This is a genomic window from Paraglaciecola sp. MB-3u-78 (assembly GCF_002835935.1).
Classification (GTDB): domain Bacteria; phylum Pseudomonadota; class Gammaproteobacteria; order Enterobacterales; family Alteromonadaceae; genus Paraglaciecola.
In genome coordinates, this window is sequence record NZ_PJCF01000002.1 from 388,562 (window position 1) to 410,923 (window position 22,362).

The window sequence follows — 22,362 nt, forward strand, 5'->3', positions numbered from 1 at the left end:
CAAATAAATTAACCGTTATTTTCACATTCTAATTGAGCTCAGATTTTAATTGAGTTAGCTAGGTTATTTTGCATTTTTATGCAAACGTATAAGTTGTCTACGTTTACGACGTTGTGAATCATTTAAGCTGCTGTGGTCGGTTTGGAAAGGGTTCACACTCTCTCTAAATTCAATTTTGATTGGCGTACCCATGACTTTTAATGATTTACGGAAATAATTCATCAAATAACGCTTATAGGAATCCGGTAAATCTTTTAACTGATTACCATGGATTACGATAAGAGGAGGATTGTATCCACCAGCATGAGCATATTTCATTTTAACACGACGGCCACGCACTACAGGCGGCTGATGATCTTCCTGGGCCATATCCATAATACGCGTCAACATAGAGGTATTGACCCGTTTAGTTGCTGAAGAGTAGGCTTCTTGCACCGATTCAAATAAGTGCCCGACTCCCGTGCCATGTAATGCTGAAATAAAGTGTAGACGGGCAAAATCGATAAAGCCCAAACGTCTGTCTAACTCACGTTTAATTTCTTCTTTAATAGTTTTATCTAGACCATCCCATTTATTCACTGCTACAACTAAGGAGCGACCGGCATTGAGAATAAAACCTAATAAACTCAAATCTTGGTCGGTAATTCCTTCCTGAGCGTCAACGACAAATAACACCACATTCGATTCTTCAATGGCTTGTAATGTTTTTACAATAGAAAACTTTTCCACTGCTTCTGAGATATTTCTGCGTCTTCTCACCCCTGCAGTATCGATCAGAATGTATTCTCTATCGTCACGTTCCATAGGAATAAAAATACTGTCTCGAGTCGTACCAGGTTCGTCATAGACCACCACACGTTCTTCGCCTAAAATACGATTGGTAAGAGTAGACTTACCCACATTAGGTTTACCCACTATCGCTAACTTTATAGGCAGAGCTTGTAATTTAGCAAGCTGCTCATCGGCGTCTTCCTCTTGAAGCTCTTCATCACTTTCTTCAGGAATGTGCATATCTGGAAATTCTGCAGCAATAGGCGCAAGAGAGTTTTGCAATAATTGTGTTACCCCTCTACCGTGAGCGGCAGCTATTTGATTCACATCCCCCAGACCTAAGGCAAAGAAATCAGCACTTTCGGTATCGCCATCAATCCCATCAACTTTATTGGCAACCACATAAACCGGTTTTTCTTGTTTACGTAGGTGCTCAGCGATACCTTGATCTGCCGCGGTCATGCCAGTACGGGCATCAACTAAAAACAACACCACGTCGGCCTCTCCAATAGCCAACAGGGATTGTTCGGCCATAACCACATCAATGCCTTGTTCGTCGCCACTAATGCCGCCAGTATCGACCACAATAAATTGTAATCCTTCATATTTGGCTTGCCCGTATTTTCTATCCCGAGTGAGGCCGGGAAAATCAGCCACCAACGCATCTCGAGTGCGTGTTAGACGATTAAATAAGGTAGATTTTCCAACGTTTGGGCGGCCAACTAAGGCAACAACGGGTAACATAAATACATATCCTGTAGACAAAAACGGCTTAGAAACATTCCAAGCCGTTAAAAAATTATTAGTGTGATTTTTAGTTAATTAGCAAAAATCACACAAAACCTGCTTTATGGCGTTTTAATAGCCACTAATTTACCATCTCGAGTTTGGGTGTATAAGATGTCTCCATCAACCACTGGCGAGTGGTAAATACCTTCGTCTTCATCATCCCCCCCCACTTCTAAGCGGGCGACAATTTTACCATCAGCTTGGTCAAACCAATGTAAATAGCCATATTTATCGCCTGCTACTAAATAGTTACCAACGGGTGTAACCCCTGTCAACAAACGACCTTTCAGTGCGCCTTGGCTCCATAACTCAACACCATTACGACTATCTAATGCATACACATTACTGCTTACATCAACTAAATATAGTGTGCTGCCCGACAATGACAAACGACGAAATGACTTGTATTCACGTTTCCAAATGATACGCCCTGTACGCAATTCAACAGCGGCAAGTGAACCATCATAAGAGATGACGTAAACATTGCCACCCGCCACTAAAGGCTCGCTATCAATATCAACAATTCGTTCTAACTCGGTCACGCCTGTAGCAGCCGAAATCACTTGCTCCCAAGCAGTCTGGCCTGTTTCAAGAATATTAACGATCAGTTTGCCCGTTGCAGTACCTATAATAGCACCACCGTTGACCGCAGCTGGGGAAGATACACCACGCAATGACAAAGGTGGTACATCGGACTCAGACGACCACACTTCTTCGCCACTATCTGCATTTAAGGCAAATATAAATCCAGAGCCAGTGTTGATCAGTACAATACCCGCATCAATAGCAGGTGATGCTAAGACTTCGCCTTTAACCGTTGTGATCCACTTTTGTTCGCCGGTATTGGCATCCAGCGCCACAACTTCACCGTTTTCAGTACCAAAAAAGACCGTTTCATATGCGACACTAATACCACCAGCAATTTTAGCTGACAAACCATTCGACCAGAGTTTTCTGACTCCTGAGGTCAAACCTTGTTCGTCGTAAATAGCAAAGTTTTTAGACCATATCTTTTTACCTGTAGCTTGATCGTAGGCATTGACTTGGCCTTGGCGGTTTGCCGCAAAAACTTTGTCATATGCCACTGCTGGCCTAAGTTTTGAATAGAATTTACCAATCCCCACACCAAAATCTACTGACCAAGTTTCGGTTGGGGTAAATTGTGCTTCAATAGGCTTGAGCCTGCGGACCTCTAACTCTTCTTCTTCGTAAAACCAATTACTAATTGTGGTACAGCTTGATAACAAAACAGAACTGATTAACAGCATGAATAAAAAAGATTGTTTCACTATTTTCACCTTAGCCATTGGCCGCAATGGCTAAATTATCGAGTTTCATTTTCAAAACTTGATCACGATCATTCGTTTCCAAAGCAGCGCTATAAGCTGCTCTGGCTTTATCAAATAACTGTTGAGCTAGGTATACGTCACCCTTAATCTCTTGGCTTTGACTTTTAAATGCTTGGTCTGATACCTTCTCTGCACTTGCTAGGGCTAGTTCGAACTCACCTTGTTCTATTTGAATACGAGCTAAACGAAGTTGTGCTATTGACTGAACGGCTGTTAATTTGGCATTGCTGGCAACAAACTCAAGCTGTTTGGCCGCTTCAGCTAAGTCTTTGCGTTCGATGGCTTGTTGTGCCATTTCCAATGCCATTAACATGGCATAACCTGTGTCACTATGACTATCGATAAAAGATTTGGCTTGTCCAAAGCCTGCTTCACCTTTGATTAATTCTTCAGAAGCTTTTTCATAAGCAAAAGAGGCTTGCTCTTTTGCGTCAATTTGTGAGTCGTTATAATAGCGCCATCCTAAAAGTCCACCCAAGCCCAATAACGCACCAATAATTAGCGATAGGCCATTTTCTTTCCAAAAGCGTTTAATGGCTTCAACTTGTTGTTCTTCTGTTTCGTACTGTTCCATCATCCATTCCTATTACTGCTTGGCCATTGAAAGTTTAATGGCACATAATGTTAATTCAAAAATTTACGCTTTTAGACATTAAATAGTTTTTGTGTAAAGTGAGTTAATTCATTAATTGAAACTGTTTCTTGAGGTTGCTTTTCTCGCAAGTATTTAACTGCAACTTGCTGTGACGCCATTTCATCCTGACCGATGATAAAGGCGATACTGGCACCACTTTGATCAGCTCGTTTCATTTGTTTCTTAAAATTCCCACCACCACAATGATTCATCAATTTTATCTGTGGTAAGGCATCTCTTAGTGTTTCACTGACCTGCCTAGCATATAGCTCAACAGATTCATCCATAGCAGTGACATAAATATCGACTACCGATACTAAATTTTTATCCAATTCCAATGTTTTTAGCATTAACACTAAACGTTCTATTCCCATGGCAAAACCTACGCCCTGAGTTGCTTTACCGCCAAGTTGTTCAACTAAACCGTCATACCGTCCACCAGCACAAACCGTTCCTTGGGAACCTAAACTATCAGTGACCCATTCAAATACTGTACGATTATAATAATCAAGCCCACGCACCAAAGCAGGGTTAACTCGATATTGGATACCTAGGTTGTCTAAACGTTCACATAATCCTTGAAAATGTTTGGCTGATTCTTCATCAAGGCAATCAATCATTTTTGGGGCATCTTTTACAGCGTTTTGTACTTGTGGATTTTTACTGTCAAGCACTCGCAATGGGTTAGTCTGTAAACGTCTTAAACTATCTTCATCTAACTCAGACTCCCGTGTCTTCAGAAATGCCACTAATTGTTCTTTATAGGACACTCTAGCCTCAGCAGAACCAAGAGAATTAATTTCTAAGATGACGTTTTGACTGATGCCAAACTTTTCCCATAACCTTGCACTTAGCAATATCACTTCAGCATCGATATCAGGTCCAGCTAAACCAAATACTTCTACACCAAATTGATGAAACTGCCTGTATCGTCCTTTTTGTGGGCGTTCGTGGCGGAACATTTGGCCTATATACCAGAGGCGTTGCTGTTGGTTATACAGTAAGCCATGCTCATTTCCAGCACGCACCACACAGGCGGTACCTTCTGGTCGTAACGTGAGACTGTCTGAGTTGCGATCTGAGAAAGTGTACATTTCTTTTTCGACTATATCGGTCACTTCACCAATAGAGCGCTTGAATAAATCGGTGCTTTCAACAATAGGCGTGCGAATTTCTTGATAACCGTAACTGGCGACCACTTGGCGAATGGTAGATTCGACGTACTGCCAAAGCCCTGACTCACTAGGCAAACAGTCGTTCATTCCTCGGATAGCCTGAATTTGTTTCGACACTAAAAATAATCTCTTATTCAATAATTAAAAAAGCCACGCATTATAGGGGCTTTAAAGATAAACGTAAAATAATGAAGCTAAAAAAGGCATAAAAATAATGAAATTTTAGCTAAGACAATTTGCCAGTTAACTAACCTAAGTGTTTTATCTCTATCTTACGGCTTTTATCAAGCTGATTGGCTTTTGCTCGAATACGTTTTTCAAGTTGATCCACTAAGTCATCATTAGACAAACGTTCTTTTTGACGTATACCGTCCAAGTAAAACCCACTCATATTCCGCGCACCCGTTAAGCCCAGATCCGAAATTTCTGCTTCACCCGGACCATTCACCACACAACCAATAATAGATACATCCATTGGAGTAAGTATGTCTTCCAATCTCTGCTCTAAGGCATTCACTGTGCTTATCACATCAAATTCTTGGCGAGAACAACTGGGGCAAGCAATGAGGTTAATGCCTCTTGAGCGAATACGTAATGACTTTAATATGTCAAATCCAACTTTTATCTCTTCTACGGGATCAGCCGCCAAAGAAATTCGGATGGTATCACCAATGCCTTCTGCCAATAACATGCCTAAGCCTACCGAACTTTTAACTGCACCAGCACGTAAGCCACCTGCTTCAGTGATACCTAAATGTAAGGGTTGATCAATTTTATTAGCTAATAGGCGATAAGAGCCTACAGCCAAAAACACATCAGAGGCTTTGACACTGACCTTAAATTGATCAAAATTGAGTTTATCTAAAATGTCCACATGACGCATTGCGGATTCAACTAACGCTGCAGCGGTAGGCTCACCATATTTTTCTTGTATGTCTTTTTCTAAAGACCCACCATTAACCCCGATGCGAATAGGAATGCCTTTATCTTTGGCACAATCCACGACTGAACGCACTCGGTCCATACTGCCAATGTTGCCAGGGTTAATCCGTAAACAATCCACTCCGTATTCTGCCACTTTTAATGCAATACGGTAATCAAAATGAATGTCTGCAATCAATGGCACTGTGACTTGTTGTTTAATTAATTTGAAGGCTTCAGCTGCTTCCATTGTAGGAACAGACACTCTGACTAAATCGCCTCCAACAGCTTGAATGCGTTTAATTTGCGCCACTGTTGCATTCACATCTGTTGTAGATGTATTGGTCATAGACTGCACAGCAATGGGCGCACCATCACCTATAGGCACATTACCTACATAGATACGTTTGGAAGGTCGGCGATTAATAGGTGATTCAGAAAACATAGTGATAATTTAACTCTGGTTATTCGATTATTTATTCAGACAGGGGTAAATCAAATTTGGCAATACGGCCAGAAGGCAAGAAAGACATATCTATGAATTCCCCTGCATAGCGGATTTTTACCACTTCTGGCGCACCTAAAGTCACCTCAAAAGGAGGAATACCAGTGACTGGCATGACTCTGTCTTTGACTTTGACCCCATAAGCTATTTTTTCACCTGTGGCATCGGTCAGATTCATCCAGCAATCACCAGAAAATTCAAATATCAACTTAACGGGTGCGGCAGTTTCGACAACTGTTGTTTCTGTAGCATCAGTCAGTATGCCTAAACTACTGGTACCACTCTCACCGTCTGAAGGAATAGATTGATTACCGGTTAATAGCTCTTCGGAAACAGCGGCATCATCCAAAGACGTATTTCCATTGTTCTCCGTGGGTATTAAGGTCGCAGTATCTGAGTTTAAGGTTTCTTCAATTGGCAATGCTTCTTGGGAAATATCGTTTTTAACAACAGTTTCTGGATAATTAACCTCATTTGATGCTGTGGTCTCTGTTGGGCTTTGTTGAAACCACCAAATAACCACTAGGGCAATAATTGCGGCCAAAATCAAATACGTTACTAACATCAACTTGTCATCATTGGCCTGATGAGCAACTCTCCGTGAAAAACTTTGAAGTTTGACAGGTTCTTTTTTCTGAGTGCTTAGCTTTTCAAAAGCGTTCAGGATCTCTGCCTCTTCAACATGAACATGTTTTGCGTAGAGTTTTAAATACCCCCTAACAAAGGTCAACGAAATATTAATATCGAAGTTGTCTAGTTCAATGTCTTCAATAAGAGCTCTTTTTAATTTCATTTTATCAGCAATGTCCTGAGTCGATAATTTAGCACGCTCACGAGCCTGTCTTAATATTTGACCCGGTCCTTGATTAACAGACTCTGGTTGTTGTACTTCTTCATTTTCAATCATAGTTTAGCTTTACTCTACAACGCTTGGGGCAACTAAAAATAACTTCTTACCTTCGAAAATAGCCGACGCATCGGCTAAGCCATTCCAGTCTATCAGACGTTGCATTTTGATGTTGTAAAGAAGCGAAATACGATACAAGTTCTCGCCACTGGCAACAATATGTAACTCTGGTATAGCTAAAATTTCTGACTCTTCTTGAGTAACCTGCTCTGGTTGTTGTTCTGCAACCGCTGCACTTGTTTCGGTAATGTCATCCGTTTCTATTTTATCGTCTTTTCCATTTACCAATAAAATTTTCTTTTCTGGTGTTGTCGCTACAACCTCAGAGGGTTTTTCAACGGGTTGTGATTCAAGCAACTCTGATGCTGTATTCACGTCCTTGGATAATATTGAAAGCTTTGTGGTTTTCTTCTCTATTTCCAGAGGCGGCTCTTGGTCAGTTAACATTGTTTTTGTGACTGGATCATTAGGATACATCCTTAACAACATTTCTGAATAACCTTTTGCCGCAGTATCGTTGCCGATGCCACTCTCTATCTGCATTGCCATCAACAGGCTTTGAGGACTTATCTGAGCAATTTTTTCATAACGCCTGAGAATTTCTCTGGCTTCTTGCCACTGTTGTGCCTCAACCAATGAACGTGTAAGTAAAAATAAACTGTTCGCTCTTCCTGGCTGGTGATTAACTGCATTACGTAAGTATTGAATGGCGTCTTCAGGTTGCCCTTGGCTTCGGCTACACAGAGCTAAATTTTCATAGGTTTCAGCACTGGAAATATAACTGCTGGTATTCACTGCTTTGAGAAAATATGTCTTTGCATTTTCATAGTCACCATTCTGGCATAAAAAAGCCCCATAACTATTCGCAATGTTGGCATTTTTTGGTTCAAGATCCATAGCAAATTGATAAGCACTTTCTGCTTGCTCTAACTCATTCACACTTTGATAATAATAAGCCATAGCAAAATTAGCATCTGCTGATCTTGGTGCAAATTCTAATGCTTTGTCTAAATTAAATTTTGCTTGGCTAAAGTTACCGTTTTTAAGATAAGTCAAACCAAGAGAAACACGGGTTTGGGCAGCTTTTAACTGATCAAAATTATCACCAAAACTTTGGTTATTTTGACTGATGCATCCGCTGAGTAGCATCAGGGAAATACAAACAATACTGATAATGTTTAGCATGGAGTTCATTAGGACCTTTTAGACATATTGGCTATAAAAAATCTATTGTGTCATTTTGACTGAAATGCTCTCGCCCTTCAGCTGTTTTTTCAACATTCTTTTAGTACGATCCACGACTTCGCCCACTAACTGTCCACAGGCCGCATCGATATCATCACCTCTAGTACGACGAACGACAACTATGAGCCCATATTCCATAAGGACTTTAGCGAAACGATCAATCCTCGAGTTACTAGAACAGGTATAAGGTGAGCCTGGGTAAGGATTAAATGGGATAAGATTTATTTTACATGGCGTATCAGCCAATACTTTTGCAAGTGCATGAGCTTGGTCAGTGCTATCGTTAATCCCATTTAACATCACATATTCAACGGTTACTTTACCTTGGTTGGCGTTTGACTTAGCCAAATATCTTCTAACACTGGCTAAAAACACCTCAATTGGATATTTTTTATTAACTGGCACCAGCACATCACGTAATGCATTATCAGGCGCATGTAATGATATAGCCAACGCAACATCAATTTGGTCACCCAACATATCAAGTGCAGGAACCACACCTGAAGTGCTTAAAGTCACTCTGCGTTTGGACAAGCCAAAAGCAAGATCATCCAACATCAGCTCCATGGCAGGCACCACATGTTTAACATTCAGCAACGGCTCGCCCATCCCCATCATCACCACGTTTGTGATGGGACGTTTAGCAGTATCATTGTTCAAACCTATTGTTGTTGCGACTCGCCACACTTGGCCAATAATCTCAGACACTTTTAGATTTCGATTAAATCCCTGCTGACCTGTAGAACAAAAAGTGCATTCTAGTGCACAGCCAACTTGTGAAGACACACATAATGTAGCTCGGTCGCCATCTGGTATCCAAACTGTTTCGACTTCTTGGCCACCTTCTAGCTTCAATGCAAATTTAATGGTGCCGTCTGCAGCATTTTTTTGATAGGCAATTTCTGGCGCTTTAACTTCACATTTAGACTGAAGTTTAGTTCGCAAGGCCTTATTGAGGTTGGTCATTTGATCAAAATCTGCCACCCCTTGTTGGTAGATCCATTTCATGATTTGTTCTGCTCTGAAGGGTTTTTCTCCCATCTCATTAAAAAAGGAACGTAAACCTTCTCGAGTTAAATCAAGTAAGTTAATTTTTTTAGGTTGGGCAGATACCACTTCAGTTGACACAATAAACCTCAATACTCAGACGAAACTACTGCCATTTTAACTGATTACTCAGTTTTTGCAGCACATATAACAAATAACAAATAACACAAAAGGGAGCCTAGGCTCCCTTTATTAAAGCAAACTTAAACTTAACGAGTGCGTGGGCAGATTTCTTCATCACTAAAGAAATAAGCAATTTCACGTGCTGCTGATTCAGGTGCATCTGAACCGTGACAAGCATTCTCATCAATTGAAGCAGCATAATCAGCACGTAAGGTGCCCGCTAGCGCTTCAGCTGGGTTAGTAGCACCCATGATTTCACGATTTTTCAAAACAGCATTCTCACCTTCCAACACTTGGACCATAACGGGGCCAGAGGTCATGAAAGAGACTAAATCGGCAAAAAATGGACGTTCGCTATGCTCAGCGTAGAAACCTTCTGCTTGTTCTTTGCTCAAATGTAGCATTTTAGACGCCACTAATCTTAAGCCAGCAGACTCAAAACGGTTGTAAATAGCACCGATAACGTTCTTAGCAACCGCATCAGGCTTAATGATAGAAAAAGTGCGCTCTAAGGCCATGTTCTTAACTCCAGTATTAGTATATTTGGTCTTAATATTTTGTCCTAAGGGACAGTTAAAAAGACACATAAAATTTCGCGCGGATTATATGCAATTAGAAGGCAAATACCTAGTATAGATTGCATATTATTCTGTTCTCCCTAAAATCAAGCTTGGCGTAATTTGGAGACGAGGTGATCTTGATTAAATTTTTAGTACTTATTCCTGTGGTGTTGTGTTTAATTTGGTTTATTTATTTGAATAAGAAGGGCTATAGCTTGGGAGATGGAAAACAAGGGTTTATCTATATATTCACTTTTTGTGCTGTCATTGCAGTATTTTACAGCTCTTTATTATGGATTTCTGAATAGGCGGCTATCTAATCACGTTGTTAGCCAAAATTGACATAATAAAAAAGAGCGATAAACGCTCTTTTTTTATTATTTAGGTCAACATAAATCAGATTACTAATAAATCTCTATGTCTGCTTGCGCTTTTAAAGATTCGATTACAGCACCATATAATATTTGAGATTTACTCGATACCAGACGACTTTGTAATGAAGTCAATTGTTGAGCATTTGCTTGTGCAGCTGAGTTAACTTGAGTTAGTTGCACTAAACTGACATCTCCAGTAACTAAGTCAACGACACTTGTCTGTGCTGCAGATAGTTTGAACAAAGCATCAACAATAGTCTGTGACAAAGTTGCATCATTGCGAGTTACCTCTTGCTTCTCTTCCCAGTTGATCTCTAAAGCGGCTAATTTAGAATTAACATCTTCACTGCCAGCCAGTGCCGTTTTCACTTCTAAGGCCCAATCTCTGGCAGCCCGTTGAGCAGCTTGTGCAGTCAATGTCTGTTGTATTTGTTCTTTAACTTCTTCTATCGCTTTGGTTCGCTCGGGCTCATGTTCGGCCACTCTGACAACCATTATGTGATTGCTACCTAGCTCTAGCACTTCACTGTTAACCGCATCTTCAATTAATTCAAAACTAAACGCACTCGTTAAGACGTTGGGGTGAGACACCACTTCTGGCGCATTCGCTCGACTAAACAAAGGGGTTGTCATTATCGATTTACCGGCAATGCCTGCAACTTCATCAAGATTGTTCGGCACCTCAAAGGCCACTTCTGAAATCCTTTGACTCAGTTCGTAAAAACGCTCTTCTGCTTTGAACGTTTTAACTTTGACTGTTATCTCTGCTTTAACGTTGTCAAAGGAATCAACTTGCTCTGGCTTAACATCCGTTAACTTAATAATATGATAACCAAATTCACTTTTAACGACACCGCTGATATCACCTTTATTGCTTAGTGCAAATGCAACGTCTTCAAACGCAGGATCCATGATGCCTTTGCCGAACCAACCTAAATCACCGCCATTTTCAGCACTAAAAGTATCGCTTGAGAATGTTTTAGCTAGTTCAGCAAAATCGTCTCCCGCTTGTATCTTGGCCAACACGTCTTCAGCCTTAGACTCAATGGTTTGGTCTTCTTCAGCACTTTCGAATAAGATATGCGCCGCCTGACGTTCTTCCTCAGTACGATAATTACTAAGGTTTTGTTCATAGTATTGTACAAGCTCATCTTCATTAACTTCTATCAAAGGCAATAAATCATCTAATTCCAGTTCAATATAAGACAAACTGACTTTCTGGTCTGTATCAAATTGACTAATATTGCTTTGATAATAATCTGAAATTTCATCATCACTGATGTTAACTTGTTCAATAAATTTAGCCGCAGAAATATTCAGGTAACGAATATCACGACTTTGTTGTTGCAAGAGGTGTGCTGTTTTTGCTTCACCTACTAATGCGAATTCGGTTCCCATTAATGACTGTGAAAGTTGCCTACGCACCATATCAACACGCATATAGTCTCTAAAATTATTAGTTTGAAAGCCTGCTTGGCGTAAAAGTGCAAGATAACGGTCGTTATCAAACTTACCATCTACTTGAAATTCTTGCATACCCACTATAGCTAGCTTAATTTGCTCATCGCTGACTCTCAAGCCAAATTCTTGTGCTGCTTGGTCAAGCAATTTTTCACTAATAAGGCGGTCTAAGATACCCTGTCGAAAATTTTGTAAGTATGCAGTATCACTTGCTAAGGTTGCGAAAGCGTCACCGAACTGAGATTCCATACGAGAACGTTCGTTTTGATAAGCACGCTCTAATTCATCAATGCCTATTTCATCACCATTAACAATGGCTGCGGCGCCAGATGATGATGAATTGATATAACTCCCTACACCAGCAAATACAAAACTCAAAATAACTAATGCTAAGATCCCCATTGCCCAAGGGCCTTGTGATCCTTCTCTGATTCTTTCCAACATACTAAATTCCAAACCCCAATTGAGCTGTTATTGATAAGTACTAAGGTTACCTAATTTAGATAGTCTTAGTCGCAAGCGCGCGAGATTATATACCAACCGAGTGCATTTATTAATGATTGTTCGCAGTGAATTCAAAAATAACTAGTGAGCGATTATTTAAAATTAAAACGATGACAGATACAAACTACACATAAACAAAAGGCGATGATAAATCATCGCCTTTTGTTATCAATGAACTAAGTGATTAGTTACAAGCGTCTTTTAATGCTTTACCCGCTTTAAACGAAGGCACTTTAGCTGCTGAAATTTGAATAGTCTCACCAGTTTGAGGATTACGACCACTGCGAGCGGCACGTTCACGAACCGAGAATGTACCGAAACCAACTAATGCAACTTGGTCTCCATCTTTAAGTGCCGTAGTTACAGCGCCAGTCAATGCATCTAATGCACGACCTGCAGCTGCTTTAGAAATATCTGCACTTGCAGCGATGGTATCAATAAGATCTGACTTATTCACAATATGAACCCCTTCCATTGTTATTATATTTGTGGCTTGCACTATGCAAAGCCAAACGTTTATATCAAGCATGAAACTTAACTTCAAGCTATATATTTACAAATCATTAACTTTCAATGAATCGTCTCAAGCCCTTTTGTGACAAGGCCTAAAGAGAATCTGCGCTAAAGGCTACCACAACTATTTACATAGTGAAGCCCTTAAATTAAAAAAAAATTAAAAAAATACGCCTTTCTGCTTACTTTTTAACCTTTTTTATCACAACTGGTGTAAATTTATCCGGATGCTCTTGTAAGGCTAATTCTAAGACTTCATCAATCCACTGCACTGGGTGTATATTTAAATCTTGTTTTACGTTATCTGGAATTTCTTCTAAGTCCCGTTCATTCTCTTTTGGAATAATCACTGTCTTAATTCCACCACGATGTGCAGCGAGCAATTTTTCTTTAAGACCACCGATAGGTAACACTTCTCCCCTAAGGGTAATTTCACCTGTCATAGCCACATCACACCTAACCGGATTACCCGTTAGAGTAGAAACTAATGCCGTGCACATAGCAATACCTGCGCTAGGGCCATCTTTGGGTGTGGCTCCCTCGGGTACGTGTACATGTATATCGCGTTTTTCATGGAAATCATTATTAATACGTAGTTTGTCTGCTCTACTGCGCACGACTGTCATCGCAGTTTGAATAGACTCAAGCATCACGTCACCCAATGAACCGGTGAAGGTCGTCTTGCCTTTGCCTACTACAGATGTGGTTTCTATGGTTAATAATTCGCCACCAACTTGGGTCCAAGCTAATCCTGTTACTTGGCCTATTTGATTAGTTTTGTCAGCTTTACCGTAATCAAAACGCTGTACACCCAGATATTCATTCAGATTATCTTGATTAACCAACACTTTGGTTATGTTTTTACCAAGCAGGATATTCTTCACTGCCTTACGACATATTTTAGAAATTTCTCTTTCTAAGTTCCTAACACCTGCTTCTCGAGTGTAATAACGAATAATGCCAATAATGGCACTTTCCTCAATCACCAACTCACCTTCTTTTAAACCATTGCGAGTTATTTGTTTATCTACTAAATGTTGGATGGCAATATTAAGTTTTTCATCTTCGGTATATCCCGATAGACGTATGACTTCCATTCGATCCAATAAGGCTTCGGGGATGTCCATACTATTAGAAGTGGCAACAAACATAACGTCGGATAAATCGTAATCTACCTCTAGATAATGGTCACTAAATTTATTGTTTTGTTCAGGATCCAGTACTTCCAACAATGCAGAAGATGGATCGCCACGCATATCCGATGACATCTTATCTATTTCATCAAGTAAAAAGAGTGGATTTTTCACCCCCACTTTAGCCATTTTTTGTACCATTTTACCAGGCATAGAACCAATATAGGTACGGCGGTGGCCTCTAATTTCAGCTTCATCTCGCACTCCACCTAATGCCATACGTACATACTTTCTTCCTGTGGCTCTTGCGATAGATTGACCTAAAGAAGTTTTACCCACTCCCGGAGGCCCAACTAAACATAAAATAGGCCCCTTGAGCTTTTTAACGCGTTGTTGCACCGCGAGATACTCAATAATACGTTCTTTGACTTTATCTAAACCGTAATGGTCAGCATCCAATATTTTATCAGCAGCAGCGAGATCTTTTTTGACAACACTTCTTTTGACCCAAGGCACATTCGTTAACCATTCAATATAACTGCGCACAACCGTTGCTTCTGCCGACATGGGCGACATCATTTTTAATTTAGCTAATTCTGCGGTGGCCTTTTTCTGAGCTTCTTCTGGCATTTTGGCATTGGTGATTTTTTGTTTCAGAGCTTCAAATTCATCTGGCGCTTCATCAAGTTCACCTAATTCTTTTTGAATGGCTTTCATTTGCTCATTCAAATAGTATTCTCGCTGACTCTTTTCCATTTGTTTTTTAACACGTGTGCGAATTTTTCTTTCAACTTGGAGCAAGTCTATTTCGCTTTCCATCAGTGCCATTAGGTACTCTAAGCGTTCTGTAATGCCCAGCATCTCAAGCACTTTTTGTTTCTCTGACAACTTCAGAGGCATATGCGCCGCCATAGTATCAGCCAAGCGCGCAGCATCTTCGATGCCACTCAATGAGGTCAATACTTCAGGTGGGATTTTTTTATTAAGTTTGACGTATCCTTCAAACTGAGAAATAGCTGAACGAATTAGCACTTCTTGCTCTGACTCAGCTAATTCGGTATCTACTGAGCTTTGTACATCCGCGATAAAAAAATCTTCAGTACTGACAAATTTATCAATTTTGCCTCGCTGATTACCTTCAACTAACACCTTAACGGTGCCGTCAGGTAATTTAAGCAGCTGTAAAATAGTGGCGATAGTACCAACGATGTAAATGTCATCGACTCCTGGTTCGTCAACACTGGCATCTTTTTGAGCCACCAAGAAAATTTGCTTATCTTTTTCCATCGCTGCTTCTAAACAGCGGATTGATTTCTCACGCCCAACGAATAATGGGATAACCATATGTGGGTATACCACTACATCACGTAACGCCAAAACAGGCATTTCAATGCGATCTTCTCGCTTTTTAGTCATACTTGGTCTCGTATTAAGTCGTTTTATATTACATCTATCCGATGTATATGGGGTTAGGCAGGTAAAGTTCAAATGAAATTTTAAACAAAGCGGAAAAAAGTGCAGAGAATAGATTGGTGAGCTGTATGTTTTACCATTAAAAAAGGCTCTTACGAGCCTTTTTTGTATTTATTCTGAAGCGGCTTTTTTATCAACACCACTGTCGTAAATTAAAATTGGCTTTGATTCTCCACGAATGACAGTTTCATCAACCACAACTTTACTCACGTTTGTCATCGATGGTAGGTCATACATAGTGTCCAATAATACTGCCTCGACTATAGAGCGTAATCCACGAGCACCTGTTTTACGTTGCATGGCTTTTTTAGCTATGGCTTGCAAGGCATCTTCACGGAACTCAAGTTCAGTATTCTCCATTCCAAATAACGCTGAATATTGTTTCGTTAAGGAATTTTTAGGTTCACGTAAGATTTGAACCAACGCATCTTCACTGAGTTCTTCCAGACAAGTAAGCACAGGCAAACGTCCGATGAATTCTGGTATCAGGCCATACTTCACTAAATCTTCAGGCTCAACCTTTTTGAGCCACTCGCCTTCTTGAGATTTGTTGCTAGTATTTTTAATTTCTGAAGCAAAACCAATACCCGTTCCTGTATGAGCGCGCTGCTCTATCACTTTGTCTAAGCCAGCAAAAGCCCCACCACAAATAAATAATATTTTAGACGTGTCTACTTGTAAAAACTCTTGTTGTGGATGTTTTCTGCCACCTTGAGGAGGAACGGAAGCAACAGTACCTTCAATCAGTTTAAGCAGAGCTTGCTGGACACCTTCACCAGACACATCTCTGGTAATTGAAGGGTTATCTGATTTACGGGATATTTTGTCTATCTCATCGATATAAACAATACCGCGCTGAGCTTTCTCAACATCATAATCGCATTTTTGTAACAGCTTCTGGATGATATTTTCGACATCTTCGCCTACATAACCGGCTTCAGTTAAGGTCGTCGCATCAGCCATAGTAAACGGAACATCTAACAACCTTGCAAGCGTTTCAGCTAATAAGGTTTTACCACTACCGGTAGGACCCATCAGCAAAATATTACTCTTGCCTAATTCCACACCTTCGTGAACATCGCCGTTTCTTAAACGTTTGTAATGATTATAAACCGCAACAGAAAGCACTTTTTTGGCATGCTCTTGACCAATCACATAATCATCTAGATGAGCATGAATTTCTTTCGGTGTCGGTAAATCGTCTTGTTTCTTTTTGGGCGCGATTTCTTTTATTTCTTCTCGAATAATGTCATTACACAAATCGACACATTCATCACAAATAAAAACCGACGGGCCAGCAATTAGTTTTCTTACTTCATGTTGGCTTTTACCACAGAAAGAACAATACAAAAGTTTGTTGTCGCCGTCAGTACTTTTTTTATCACTCATTTACAATCTTTTCCTATCTCAGACTGACTCTATCCAAAGGGATCCTACAAACAAATTGCATATAGGTTACCTTTGGGTTTATCACAGAGTCATTTTATCACTTGTCGCTTTTTGTGTCAGCTTGACTGGTATCTGGTCTACTCGACAATACTTGGTCAATTAGCCCATATTCCACAGCGTCGGTTGCACTTAAAAAGTTATCTCTGTCGGTATCTTGCGCAACTTTTTCATACTCTTGTCCAGTATGTTGTGCCATCAAACGATTCATCTTCTCTTTAATAGACAGGATTTCTTTAGCATGAATTTCAAAATCCGACGCTTGTCCTTGGAAACCGCCTAAGGGTTGATGGATCATCACGCGGGAATTAGGTAAACAATAACGTTTGCCCTTTTCGCCTGCAGATAACAAGAATGCGCCCATGCTGGCAGCTTGGCCAATACAGACAGTGCTAACATTCGGTTTAATAAAGTTCATTGTATCGTAAATAGCCATACCTGCCGACACTGAACCGCCGGGAGAATTAATATATAAGAAAATATCTTTTTCTGGATTCTCGGCTTCTAAAAATAACAACTGAGCAACGATAAGGTTAGCCATGTGGTCTTCAACTTGACCGACTAAGAAAATAACATTCTCTTTTAACAAGCGAGAATATATATCGTAAGAACGTTCACCTTTGGCCGTTTGCTCTACAACCATTGGAACTAATGCGTTTGTTGGATCAAAATTGGTATTCATCATAAATTCAAATTCTTCACAAATAAAAATGCTCGGTAGTTACCGAGCATTTAAGCAGTTGCAGACTAGATAAGTCAAATAACAATAGGCAAATTATGCCTGTTTGTTCATGATCTCATCAAAAGATTTCTTCACTTCTTTAACTTTGGCTTGTTCAAGCAATAATTCAACCGCTTGTTCTTCCATAGCAACGTTATTCATTTGTTGCATCAATTCATCGTTTGTTCTGTAATATTCTATTACTTCTTGGGGATCTTCATAAGCAGAAGCGGCAGTTTCAATTAGCGCAGCTACTTTAGCAGCATCCACTTTTAGCTCGTTAATTTTAATCACTTCACCTAACAACAAACCAATACTGACACGTTTACGGGCGTTTTCTTCAAACAAATCAGCTGGAAGCTCTGGCATGTTATCTACATTTCCGCCCTGTTGCTGGCTAAAACGTTGTTTAGCTTGTTCCCGTAACGCGTTAATTTCTTGATCAACTAGTGCTTTTGGCAAATCAATTTGATTTTTTTCAAGTAAACCAGCGATAACCTGCTCTTTTACTGATGCTTTTAATGTTTGGTCTAGCTCACGTTGCATATTTTTGCGTACTTCAGCATGTAGTGCTTCGATGTTGCCATCTTCAATACCAAACAATTTAGCAAATTCTTCATCAACTTTAGGTAAGTCTAATTGCTCAACCTTTTTGATATTGATAGTGAACTGAGCCACTTTACCCTTTAACTTTTCAGCATGGTAATCTTCTGGGAAGGTGACATCTGCAATGACCTCATCACCGGTTTTGTTGCCGACAATAGGTTTCTCAAAACCAGGGATCATGCGATCTTTACCCATTTCTAGGGCGAAATTTTCAGCTTTACCACCATCAAACTCTTCACCATCGATAGTACCGATAAAATCAATAGTGACCTTATCGTCTTTCTTGGCTTTGCGTTTTACTTCTTTATAACTGGCATGTTGCTTACGCAAAGTGTCAATCATGTTACTTAAGTCTTTATCACTGATGTCTACTGCTGGCTTTTCAACTTGAATTTTAGCAACATCTTTGACTTCTACTTCTGGATAGACTTCAAAAGCCGCTACATACTCTAAGTCTTTGCCATCTTCGTCTGTTTTCATTTCAAAGCTAGGCATGCCTGCTGGAGTAATTTTTTCTTGAGTAATAGCTTCATAAAAATTGCGTTGCATCACTTCACCAGCAATTTCCTGACGTACGGATTGACCATAACGTTTCTTAATAACATTAACAGGCACTTTACCAGGGCGAAAACCATTAATTCTTTGGGTTTTGGCTAATTGCTGTAAGCGAGACTTGACTGCAGAATCAATTGACTCAGCAGGAACGGTGATAGTAAGACGGCGTTCTAAACCTTTGGTCGCCTCAACGGATACTTGCATTCTGATACCTCAATTATGCGCATACTTGCGCTTATATGTTATTACTAAATAGCTTTTATCGGCGCAAAATAATTATTGTAACAAATACACTACTTGCTTCCGAATATCCTGACAAAAGAACTTTTCTTCTTAGACAAGATAGCCTGATAAAATGACGCAATAGTATAGCGATAGCGATACCGCAAGTCGAGGGTAAAATGCCAAGCTTTGAAATAGAATTGACGTTTAGCAACTTAATAGCTGTTTTATGAGTTGTAAAAGTCTTTTAGTATCGATGGGGCTGCTGTTGGATATGAATCAAAATATCAATTGTCGAATAAATTATTTGAAGATTGCCTTTGGAACACGGCTAATATTCCGGGTTGTGTTGAGGATCAATCAAAAAATTTGAACCCATGCCCCGCTTGTCGAGCTATTCAACGGGGAGAAGCTGTGCTTCTAAAGTATCCAGTTTCACCTAATCATTGGATGAAGAGCATTGCCCTCGAGCGTCAATTTTCACTTCCTTTTTACAGCTGTATACAAAAAATCAAGTCGGGCGTAAGGGATTTGATTTGTGGCTTATAAAGCCATGCAATTATTCGAGGAATACAAGATTAGAAAAGATGGTCGGTGAGACAGGATTCGAACCTGCGACCCCTTGGACCCAAACCAAGTGCGCTACCAAGCTGCGCTACTCACCGACTTAACTCTAAAAAAACAGATTATTAATTCATCATATAATTTGAAAATGATGTTCTTTAAATAATGAATTTTATGATCTATCAATTTTTGTATAGGGATATACAAATGATATAATTAAAAGTTATGTTCAAAATATAAAACCATTTGGATCTAAATGATTATAAAGATGGTGCGGAAGGAGAGACTCGAACTCTCACGCCGTGAAGCACTGGAACCTAAATCCAGCGTGTCTACCAATTCCACCACTCCCGCGAGTGGGGTGGGCGACGGGGCTCGAACCCGCGACAACCGGAATCACAATCCGGGGCTCTACCAACTGAGCTACGCTCACCACAATAAACTGCAGTAAATTTGAAACTTATGATTATTATACTTTTTCTCAGGCTCTTCGATCGCATGGTGCGCCCGACAGGATTCGAACCTGTGACCCACGGCTTAGAAAGCCGTTGCTCTATCCAGCTGAGCTACAAGCGCTACACGAACCGAAAGTAACTTTTTTAAAAATGGTCGGTGAGACAGGATTCGAACCTGCGACCCCTTGGACCCAAACCAAGTGCGCTACCAAGCTGCGCTACTCACCGACTTAACTCTAACTTCTTTCTCTTCAAAGCTAAGAGGAGGCGCATAGTACAGAGTTGGTATATGCTCGTCAAACACTTTTTCAATCAATTTTTTTGATTGGTTATTTTTAATCCTAGATGTACATTTTTTATTAAATTAGCTCGTAAAAACAACACTATTAACGGCTGCTACTTTAATAGCGGGTGATCTTTAGGAAGTTTGTTTTTCAACCACACCGCGAGTTTATGTTTCATACTTAACAAATCTTCACTGCCAGAAGGTAATGGTGTTATTAATTTATCATTCGCCAACAAACGATAAATACACTCGACTTTCTCTTTTGCAGAGTCTGTTGCAGAGAAAGTTTTAAATCCTCTGTTCCTGGCATATGCTTCGCCAACCACTAAGGCTTTTTTCAACAATTGGGTTTCATTTAAAATTTTTTTCATTTACATCTCACATTTATTAATTGCCGTCATTAGTCCAGCGACCATTCTTTTTAGGCGTAAAACCTAAGGTAGTTAAATAATTTTCATGTTTGTGATTGACTGCATGTTATATCATTAACAACAAGAAATGGCTTAAGAATTATGATTGAATTTAGTCTTTTTTAATACATCCTAATTGCGATAAACCCATTCGATATGTGACAATACAACTACTGAATATTTCGCTCTAGGTCATTCATGCCAGCACAGAAAATTGATGGTGTTTTACTTGCCAAACATATAAGACAACATGTGGCTATACAAGTTAAAGCCATCACGTCATCAGGCCGAAGAGCCCCAGGCTTAGCTGTTGTTTTAGTAGGTAGTGATGCCGCCTCACATGTTTACGTTAATAAGAAGCGTAAAGCCTGTGAAGAAGTAGGATTTGTCTCAAAATCATATGACTTACCGGCGACAACGTCGCAACAATCACTGCTCGATATTATCGACCAATTAAACGACGACCATGAGATTGATGGCATACTCGTGCAGTTACCTCTCCCCGCAGGCTTAAACAAAGAGCAAATCTTGGAGCGTATCAATCCGTACAAAGATGTAGATGGCTTTCATCCCTATAATATTGGCAGACTCGCTCAGCGTATCCCTGCATTGCGTCCATGTACACCCAAAGGCATTATGAGCTTGATTGAGTCCACTAAGCGTCCTGTAAAAGGGTTAGATGCAGTTATAGTGGGTGCATCCAATATTGTAGGTCGTCCGATGTTTATGGAATTACTTTTAGCTGGGTGTACTGTCACCAGTTGTCACAAATTCACTCAGGATCTTCAATCTCATGTTAAGCGCGCCGATTTACTGGTGGTAGCTGTTGGCAAACCAGACTTTATTCCTGGAGAGTGGATAAAACCTGGTTCAATTGTTATCGATGTAGGTATCAATCGAAACAAAGATGGAAGCTTAGGTGGAGATGTTGAATACGCTGGCGCTTTCCAGAGAGCCGGCTGGATAACACCTGTCCCAGGTGGTGTAGGGCCGATGACAGTTGCCAGCCTTATTGAAAATACTTTGGAAGCCTATGTGAAGTACCATTCATAAATATGAACATCTGTGCCCAGATAGGCGATGATAAAGTAGAATTATCTGTAAAATCCTGGATAGAAAAAGTGATTGTAGAGCTGAACTTTTGTCCTTTCGCTAAAAAGGAAATGGAACGCAATACAGTACGTTTTGCCATATTCCCCGCGACCCAAGTTAATGATGCACTGAGTCACTTACTCGAAGAACTCGCATTACTTGAACAGCTACAGGATATTCAAACCACACTGCTTATTTTTCCACAAGGTTTTGCCGATTTTGATGATTTTCTTGATATGCTTGAGATGGCCAACACGCTCATTGGACAAGGTGGTTACGGGGGTGTTTATCAATTAGCCAGCTTTCATCCTGATTATTGCTTTGATGGTGAGGAGCAAAATGACCCAGCTAATTACACTAACCGATCACCCTACCCCATTTTGCATATACTCAGAGAAAGCAGTATAGAAGCGGTACTGAAACGTTACCCTGACCCTGAAAGCATTCCAGAAAATAATATTACCAAGGCAAGAGAGTTAGGTTCAAGCTTCATAAAAGCCTTAATGAAATAACCAAAATCA

The 22,362-nt window shown here is 40.1% G+C and carries 18 protein-coding genes and 5 tRNA genes; 2 read left to right on the forward strand and 21 right to left on the reverse strand.

Translation table 11 applies throughout. The annotated features are described in order from the left end of the window. Positions 1-63: 63 nt before the first annotated feature. From der to CXF95_RS03625, 21 genes are all read right to left on the reverse strand, one after another. On the reverse strand, positions 64-1,515 hold the full coding sequence (gene der / locus CXF95_RS03525; protein WP_101197406.1) for a ribosome biogenesis GTPase Der: 1,452 nt from the start codon (positions 1,513-1,515) through the stop codon (positions 64-66). A gap of 104 nt (positions 1,516-1,619) precedes the next feature. Then, positions 1,620-2,849, reverse strand: coding sequence for an outer membrane protein assembly factor BamB (bamB, locus tag CXF95_RS03530; RefSeq protein ID WP_101197407.1), 1,230 nt, complete (start codon positions 2,847-2,849; stop codon positions 1,620-1,622). Positions 2,850-2,859: 10 nt separating this feature from the next. Continuing rightward, a complete protein-coding gene (locus CXF95_RS03535) occupies positions 2,860-3,483 on the reverse strand; it encodes a tetratricopeptide repeat protein (protein ID WP_101197408.1) in 624 nt (207 codons plus the stop codon). 71 nt (positions 3,484-3,554) lie between these two features. After that, a complete protein-coding gene (hisS, locus tag CXF95_RS03540; RefSeq protein WP_101197409.1) occupies positions 3,555-4,835 on the reverse strand; it encodes a histidine--tRNA ligase in 1,281 nt (426 codons plus the stop codon). 130 nt (positions 4,836-4,965) lie between these two features. Further along, a complete protein-coding gene (gene ispG, locus CXF95_RS03545) occupies positions 4,966-6,084 on the reverse strand; it encodes a flavodoxin-dependent (E)-4-hydroxy-3-methylbut-2-enyl-diphosphate synthase (RefSeq protein ID WP_101197410.1) in 1,119 nt (372 codons plus the stop codon). 31 nt (positions 6,085-6,115) lie between these two features. Next, a complete protein-coding gene (locus tag CXF95_RS03550) occupies positions 6,116-7,051 on the reverse strand; it encodes a RodZ domain-containing protein (RefSeq protein WP_101197411.1) in 936 nt (311 codons plus the stop codon). A 9-nt stretch (positions 7,052-7,060) separates the two neighbouring features. After that, entirely contained in the window at positions 7,061-8,236 is a 1,176-nt protein-coding gene (gene pilW, locus CXF95_RS03555; RefSeq protein WP_101197412.1) for a type IV pilus biogenesis/stability protein PilW, read from the reverse strand. Between the two features lie 42 nt (positions 8,237-8,278). Next, positions 8,279-9,424 (reverse strand): bifunctional tRNA (adenosine(37)-C2)-methyltransferase TrmG/ribosomal RNA large subunit methyltransferase RlmN, encoded by a 1,146-nt coding sequence (locus CXF95_RS03560; RefSeq protein ID WP_101197413.1) that lies wholly within the window; start codon positions 9,422-9,424, stop codon positions 8,279-8,281. Positions 9,425-9,552: 128 nt separating this feature from the next. Continuing rightward, the gene (gene ndk / locus CXF95_RS03565; RefSeq protein WP_101197414.1) at positions 9,553-9,984 is read right to left on the reverse strand and encodes a nucleoside-diphosphate kinase; all 432 of its coding nucleotides are present in this window, start codon (positions 9,982-9,984) and stop codon (positions 9,553-9,555) included. A gap of 446 nt (positions 9,985-10,430) precedes the next feature. Further along, the gene (locus CXF95_RS03570) at positions 10,431-12,305 is read right to left on the reverse strand and encodes a SurA N-terminal domain-containing protein (protein ID WP_101197415.1); all 1,875 of its coding nucleotides are present in this window, start codon (positions 12,303-12,305) and stop codon (positions 10,431-10,433) included. Positions 12,306-12,549: 244 nt separating this feature from the next. Then, positions 12,550-12,822, reverse strand: coding sequence for an HU family DNA-binding protein (locus CXF95_RS03575; protein ID WP_034899285.1), 273 nt, complete (start codon positions 12,820-12,822; stop codon positions 12,550-12,552). Positions 12,823-13,060: 238 nt separating this feature from the next. Next, positions 13,061-15,427, reverse strand: coding sequence for an endopeptidase La (gene lon, locus CXF95_RS03580; RefSeq protein WP_101197416.1), 2,367 nt, complete (start codon positions 15,425-15,427; stop codon positions 13,061-13,063). Between the two features lie 168 nt (positions 15,428-15,595). Then, on the reverse strand, positions 15,596-16,873 hold the full coding sequence (gene clpX / locus CXF95_RS03585; protein WP_101197417.1) for an ATP-dependent protease ATP-binding subunit ClpX: 1,278 nt from the start codon (positions 16,871-16,873) through the stop codon (positions 15,596-15,598). 97 nt (positions 16,874-16,970) lie between these two features. Continuing rightward, on the reverse strand, positions 16,971-17,615 hold the full coding sequence (gene clpP, locus CXF95_RS03590; protein WP_101197418.1) for an ATP-dependent Clp endopeptidase proteolytic subunit ClpP: 645 nt from the start codon (positions 17,613-17,615) through the stop codon (positions 16,971-16,973). Positions 17,616-17,705: 90 nt separating this feature from the next. Continuing rightward, positions 17,706-19,016 carry a trigger factor gene (tig, locus tag CXF95_RS03595; protein ID WP_101197419.1) on the reverse strand — a complete coding sequence of 437 codons (1,311 nt, stop codon included), beginning with the start codon at positions 19,014-19,016 and terminating at the stop codon, positions 17,706-17,708. A gap of 606 nt (positions 19,017-19,622) precedes the next feature. Beyond that, positions 19,623-19,699 (reverse strand) — tRNA-Pro (locus CXF95_RS03600). A 168-nt stretch (positions 19,700-19,867) separates the two neighbouring features. Then, positions 19,868-19,952: transfer RNA gene (locus tag CXF95_RS03605), tRNA-Leu, on the reverse strand. Between the two features lie 3 nt (positions 19,953-19,955). Next, positions 19,956-20,031: transfer RNA gene (locus CXF95_RS03610), tRNA-His, on the reverse strand. A gap of 66 nt (positions 20,032-20,097) precedes the next feature. Next, positions 20,098-20,174: transfer RNA gene (locus CXF95_RS03615), tRNA-Arg, on the reverse strand. 30 nt (positions 20,175-20,204) lie between these two features. Next, positions 20,205-20,281 (reverse strand) — tRNA-Pro (locus CXF95_RS03620). A 168-nt stretch (positions 20,282-20,449) separates the two neighbouring features. Further along, complete coding sequence (locus tag CXF95_RS03625; RefSeq protein WP_101197420.1) at positions 20,450-20,710, reverse strand: DUF5062 family protein; 261 nt, start codon at positions 20,708-20,710, stop codon at positions 20,450-20,452. Positions 20,711-20,947: 237 nt separating this feature from the next. Here CXF95_RS03625 and folD point away from each other — a divergent pair, with 237 nt between their 5' ends. Continuing rightward, positions 20,948-21,802: a bifunctional methylenetetrahydrofolate dehydrogenase/methenyltetrahydrofolate cyclohydrolase FolD gene (folD, locus tag CXF95_RS03630; RefSeq protein ID WP_101197421.1), complete on the forward strand. Its 855-nt coding sequence runs from the start codon at positions 20,948-20,950 to the stop codon at positions 21,800-21,802. Positions 21,803-21,804: 2 nt separating this feature from the next. Further along, complete coding sequence (locus CXF95_RS03635; RefSeq protein ID WP_101197422.1) at positions 21,805-22,353, forward strand: DUF1415 domain-containing protein; 549 nt, start codon at positions 21,805-21,807, stop codon at positions 22,351-22,353. Positions 22,354-22,362: the final 9 nt, after the last annotated feature.

What these genes read in the sequence shown, in the direction of transcription:
- der (WP_101197406.1), bottom strand. Translation starts at nt 1,515, where the DNA reads ATGTTACCCGTTGTTGCCTTAGTTGGCCGCCCAAACGTTGGAAAATCT.
- CXF95_RS03535 (WP_101197408.1), bottom strand. Translation starts at nt 3,483, where the DNA reads ATGGAACAGTACGAAACAGAAGAACAACAAGTTGAAGCCATTAAACGC.
- ispG (WP_101197410.1), bottom strand. Translation starts at nt 6,084, where the DNA reads ATGTTTTCTGAATCACCTATTAATCGCCGACCTTCCAAACGTATCTAT.
- CXF95_RS03550 (WP_101197411.1), bottom strand. Translation starts at nt 7,051, where the DNA reads ATGATTGAAAATGAAGAAGTACAACAACCAGAGTCTGTTAATCAAGGA.
- pilW (WP_101197412.1), bottom strand. Translation starts at nt 8,236, where the DNA reads ATGCTAAACATTATCAGTATTGTTTGTATTTCCCTGATGCTACTCAGC.
- ndk (WP_101197414.1), bottom strand. Translation starts at nt 9,984, where the DNA reads ATGGCCTTAGAGCGCACTTTTTCTATCATTAAGCCTGATGCGGTTGCT.
- CXF95_RS03570 (WP_101197415.1), bottom strand. Translation starts at nt 12,305, where the DNA reads ATGTTGGAAAGAATCAGAGAAGGATCACAAGGCCCTTGGGCAATGGGG.
- lon (WP_101197416.1), bottom strand. Translation starts at nt 15,427, where the DNA reads ATGACTAAAAAGCGAGAAGATCGCATTGAAATGCCTGTTTTGGCGTTA.
- clpX (WP_101197417.1), bottom strand. Translation starts at nt 16,873, where the DNA reads ATGAGTGATAAAAAAAGTACTGACGGCGACAACAAACTTTTGTATTGT.
- clpP (WP_101197418.1), bottom strand. Translation starts at nt 17,615, where the DNA reads ATGATGAATACCAATTTTGATCCAACAAACGCATTAGTTCCAATGGTT.
- tig (WP_101197419.1), bottom strand. Translation starts at nt 19,016, where the DNA reads ATGCAAGTATCCGTTGAGGCGACCAAAGGTTTAGAACGCCGTCTTACT.
- CXF95_RS03625 (WP_101197420.1), bottom strand. Translation starts at nt 20,710, where the DNA reads ATGAAAAAAATTTTAAATGAAACCCAATTGTTGAAAAAAGCCTTAGTG.
- folD (WP_101197421.1), top strand. Translation starts at nt 20,948, where the DNA reads ATGCCAGCACAGAAAATTGATGGTGTTTTACTTGCCAAACATATAAGA.
- CXF95_RS03635 (WP_101197422.1), top strand. Translation starts at nt 21,805, where the DNA reads ATGAACATCTGTGCCCAGATAGGCGATGATAAAGTAGAATTATCTGTA.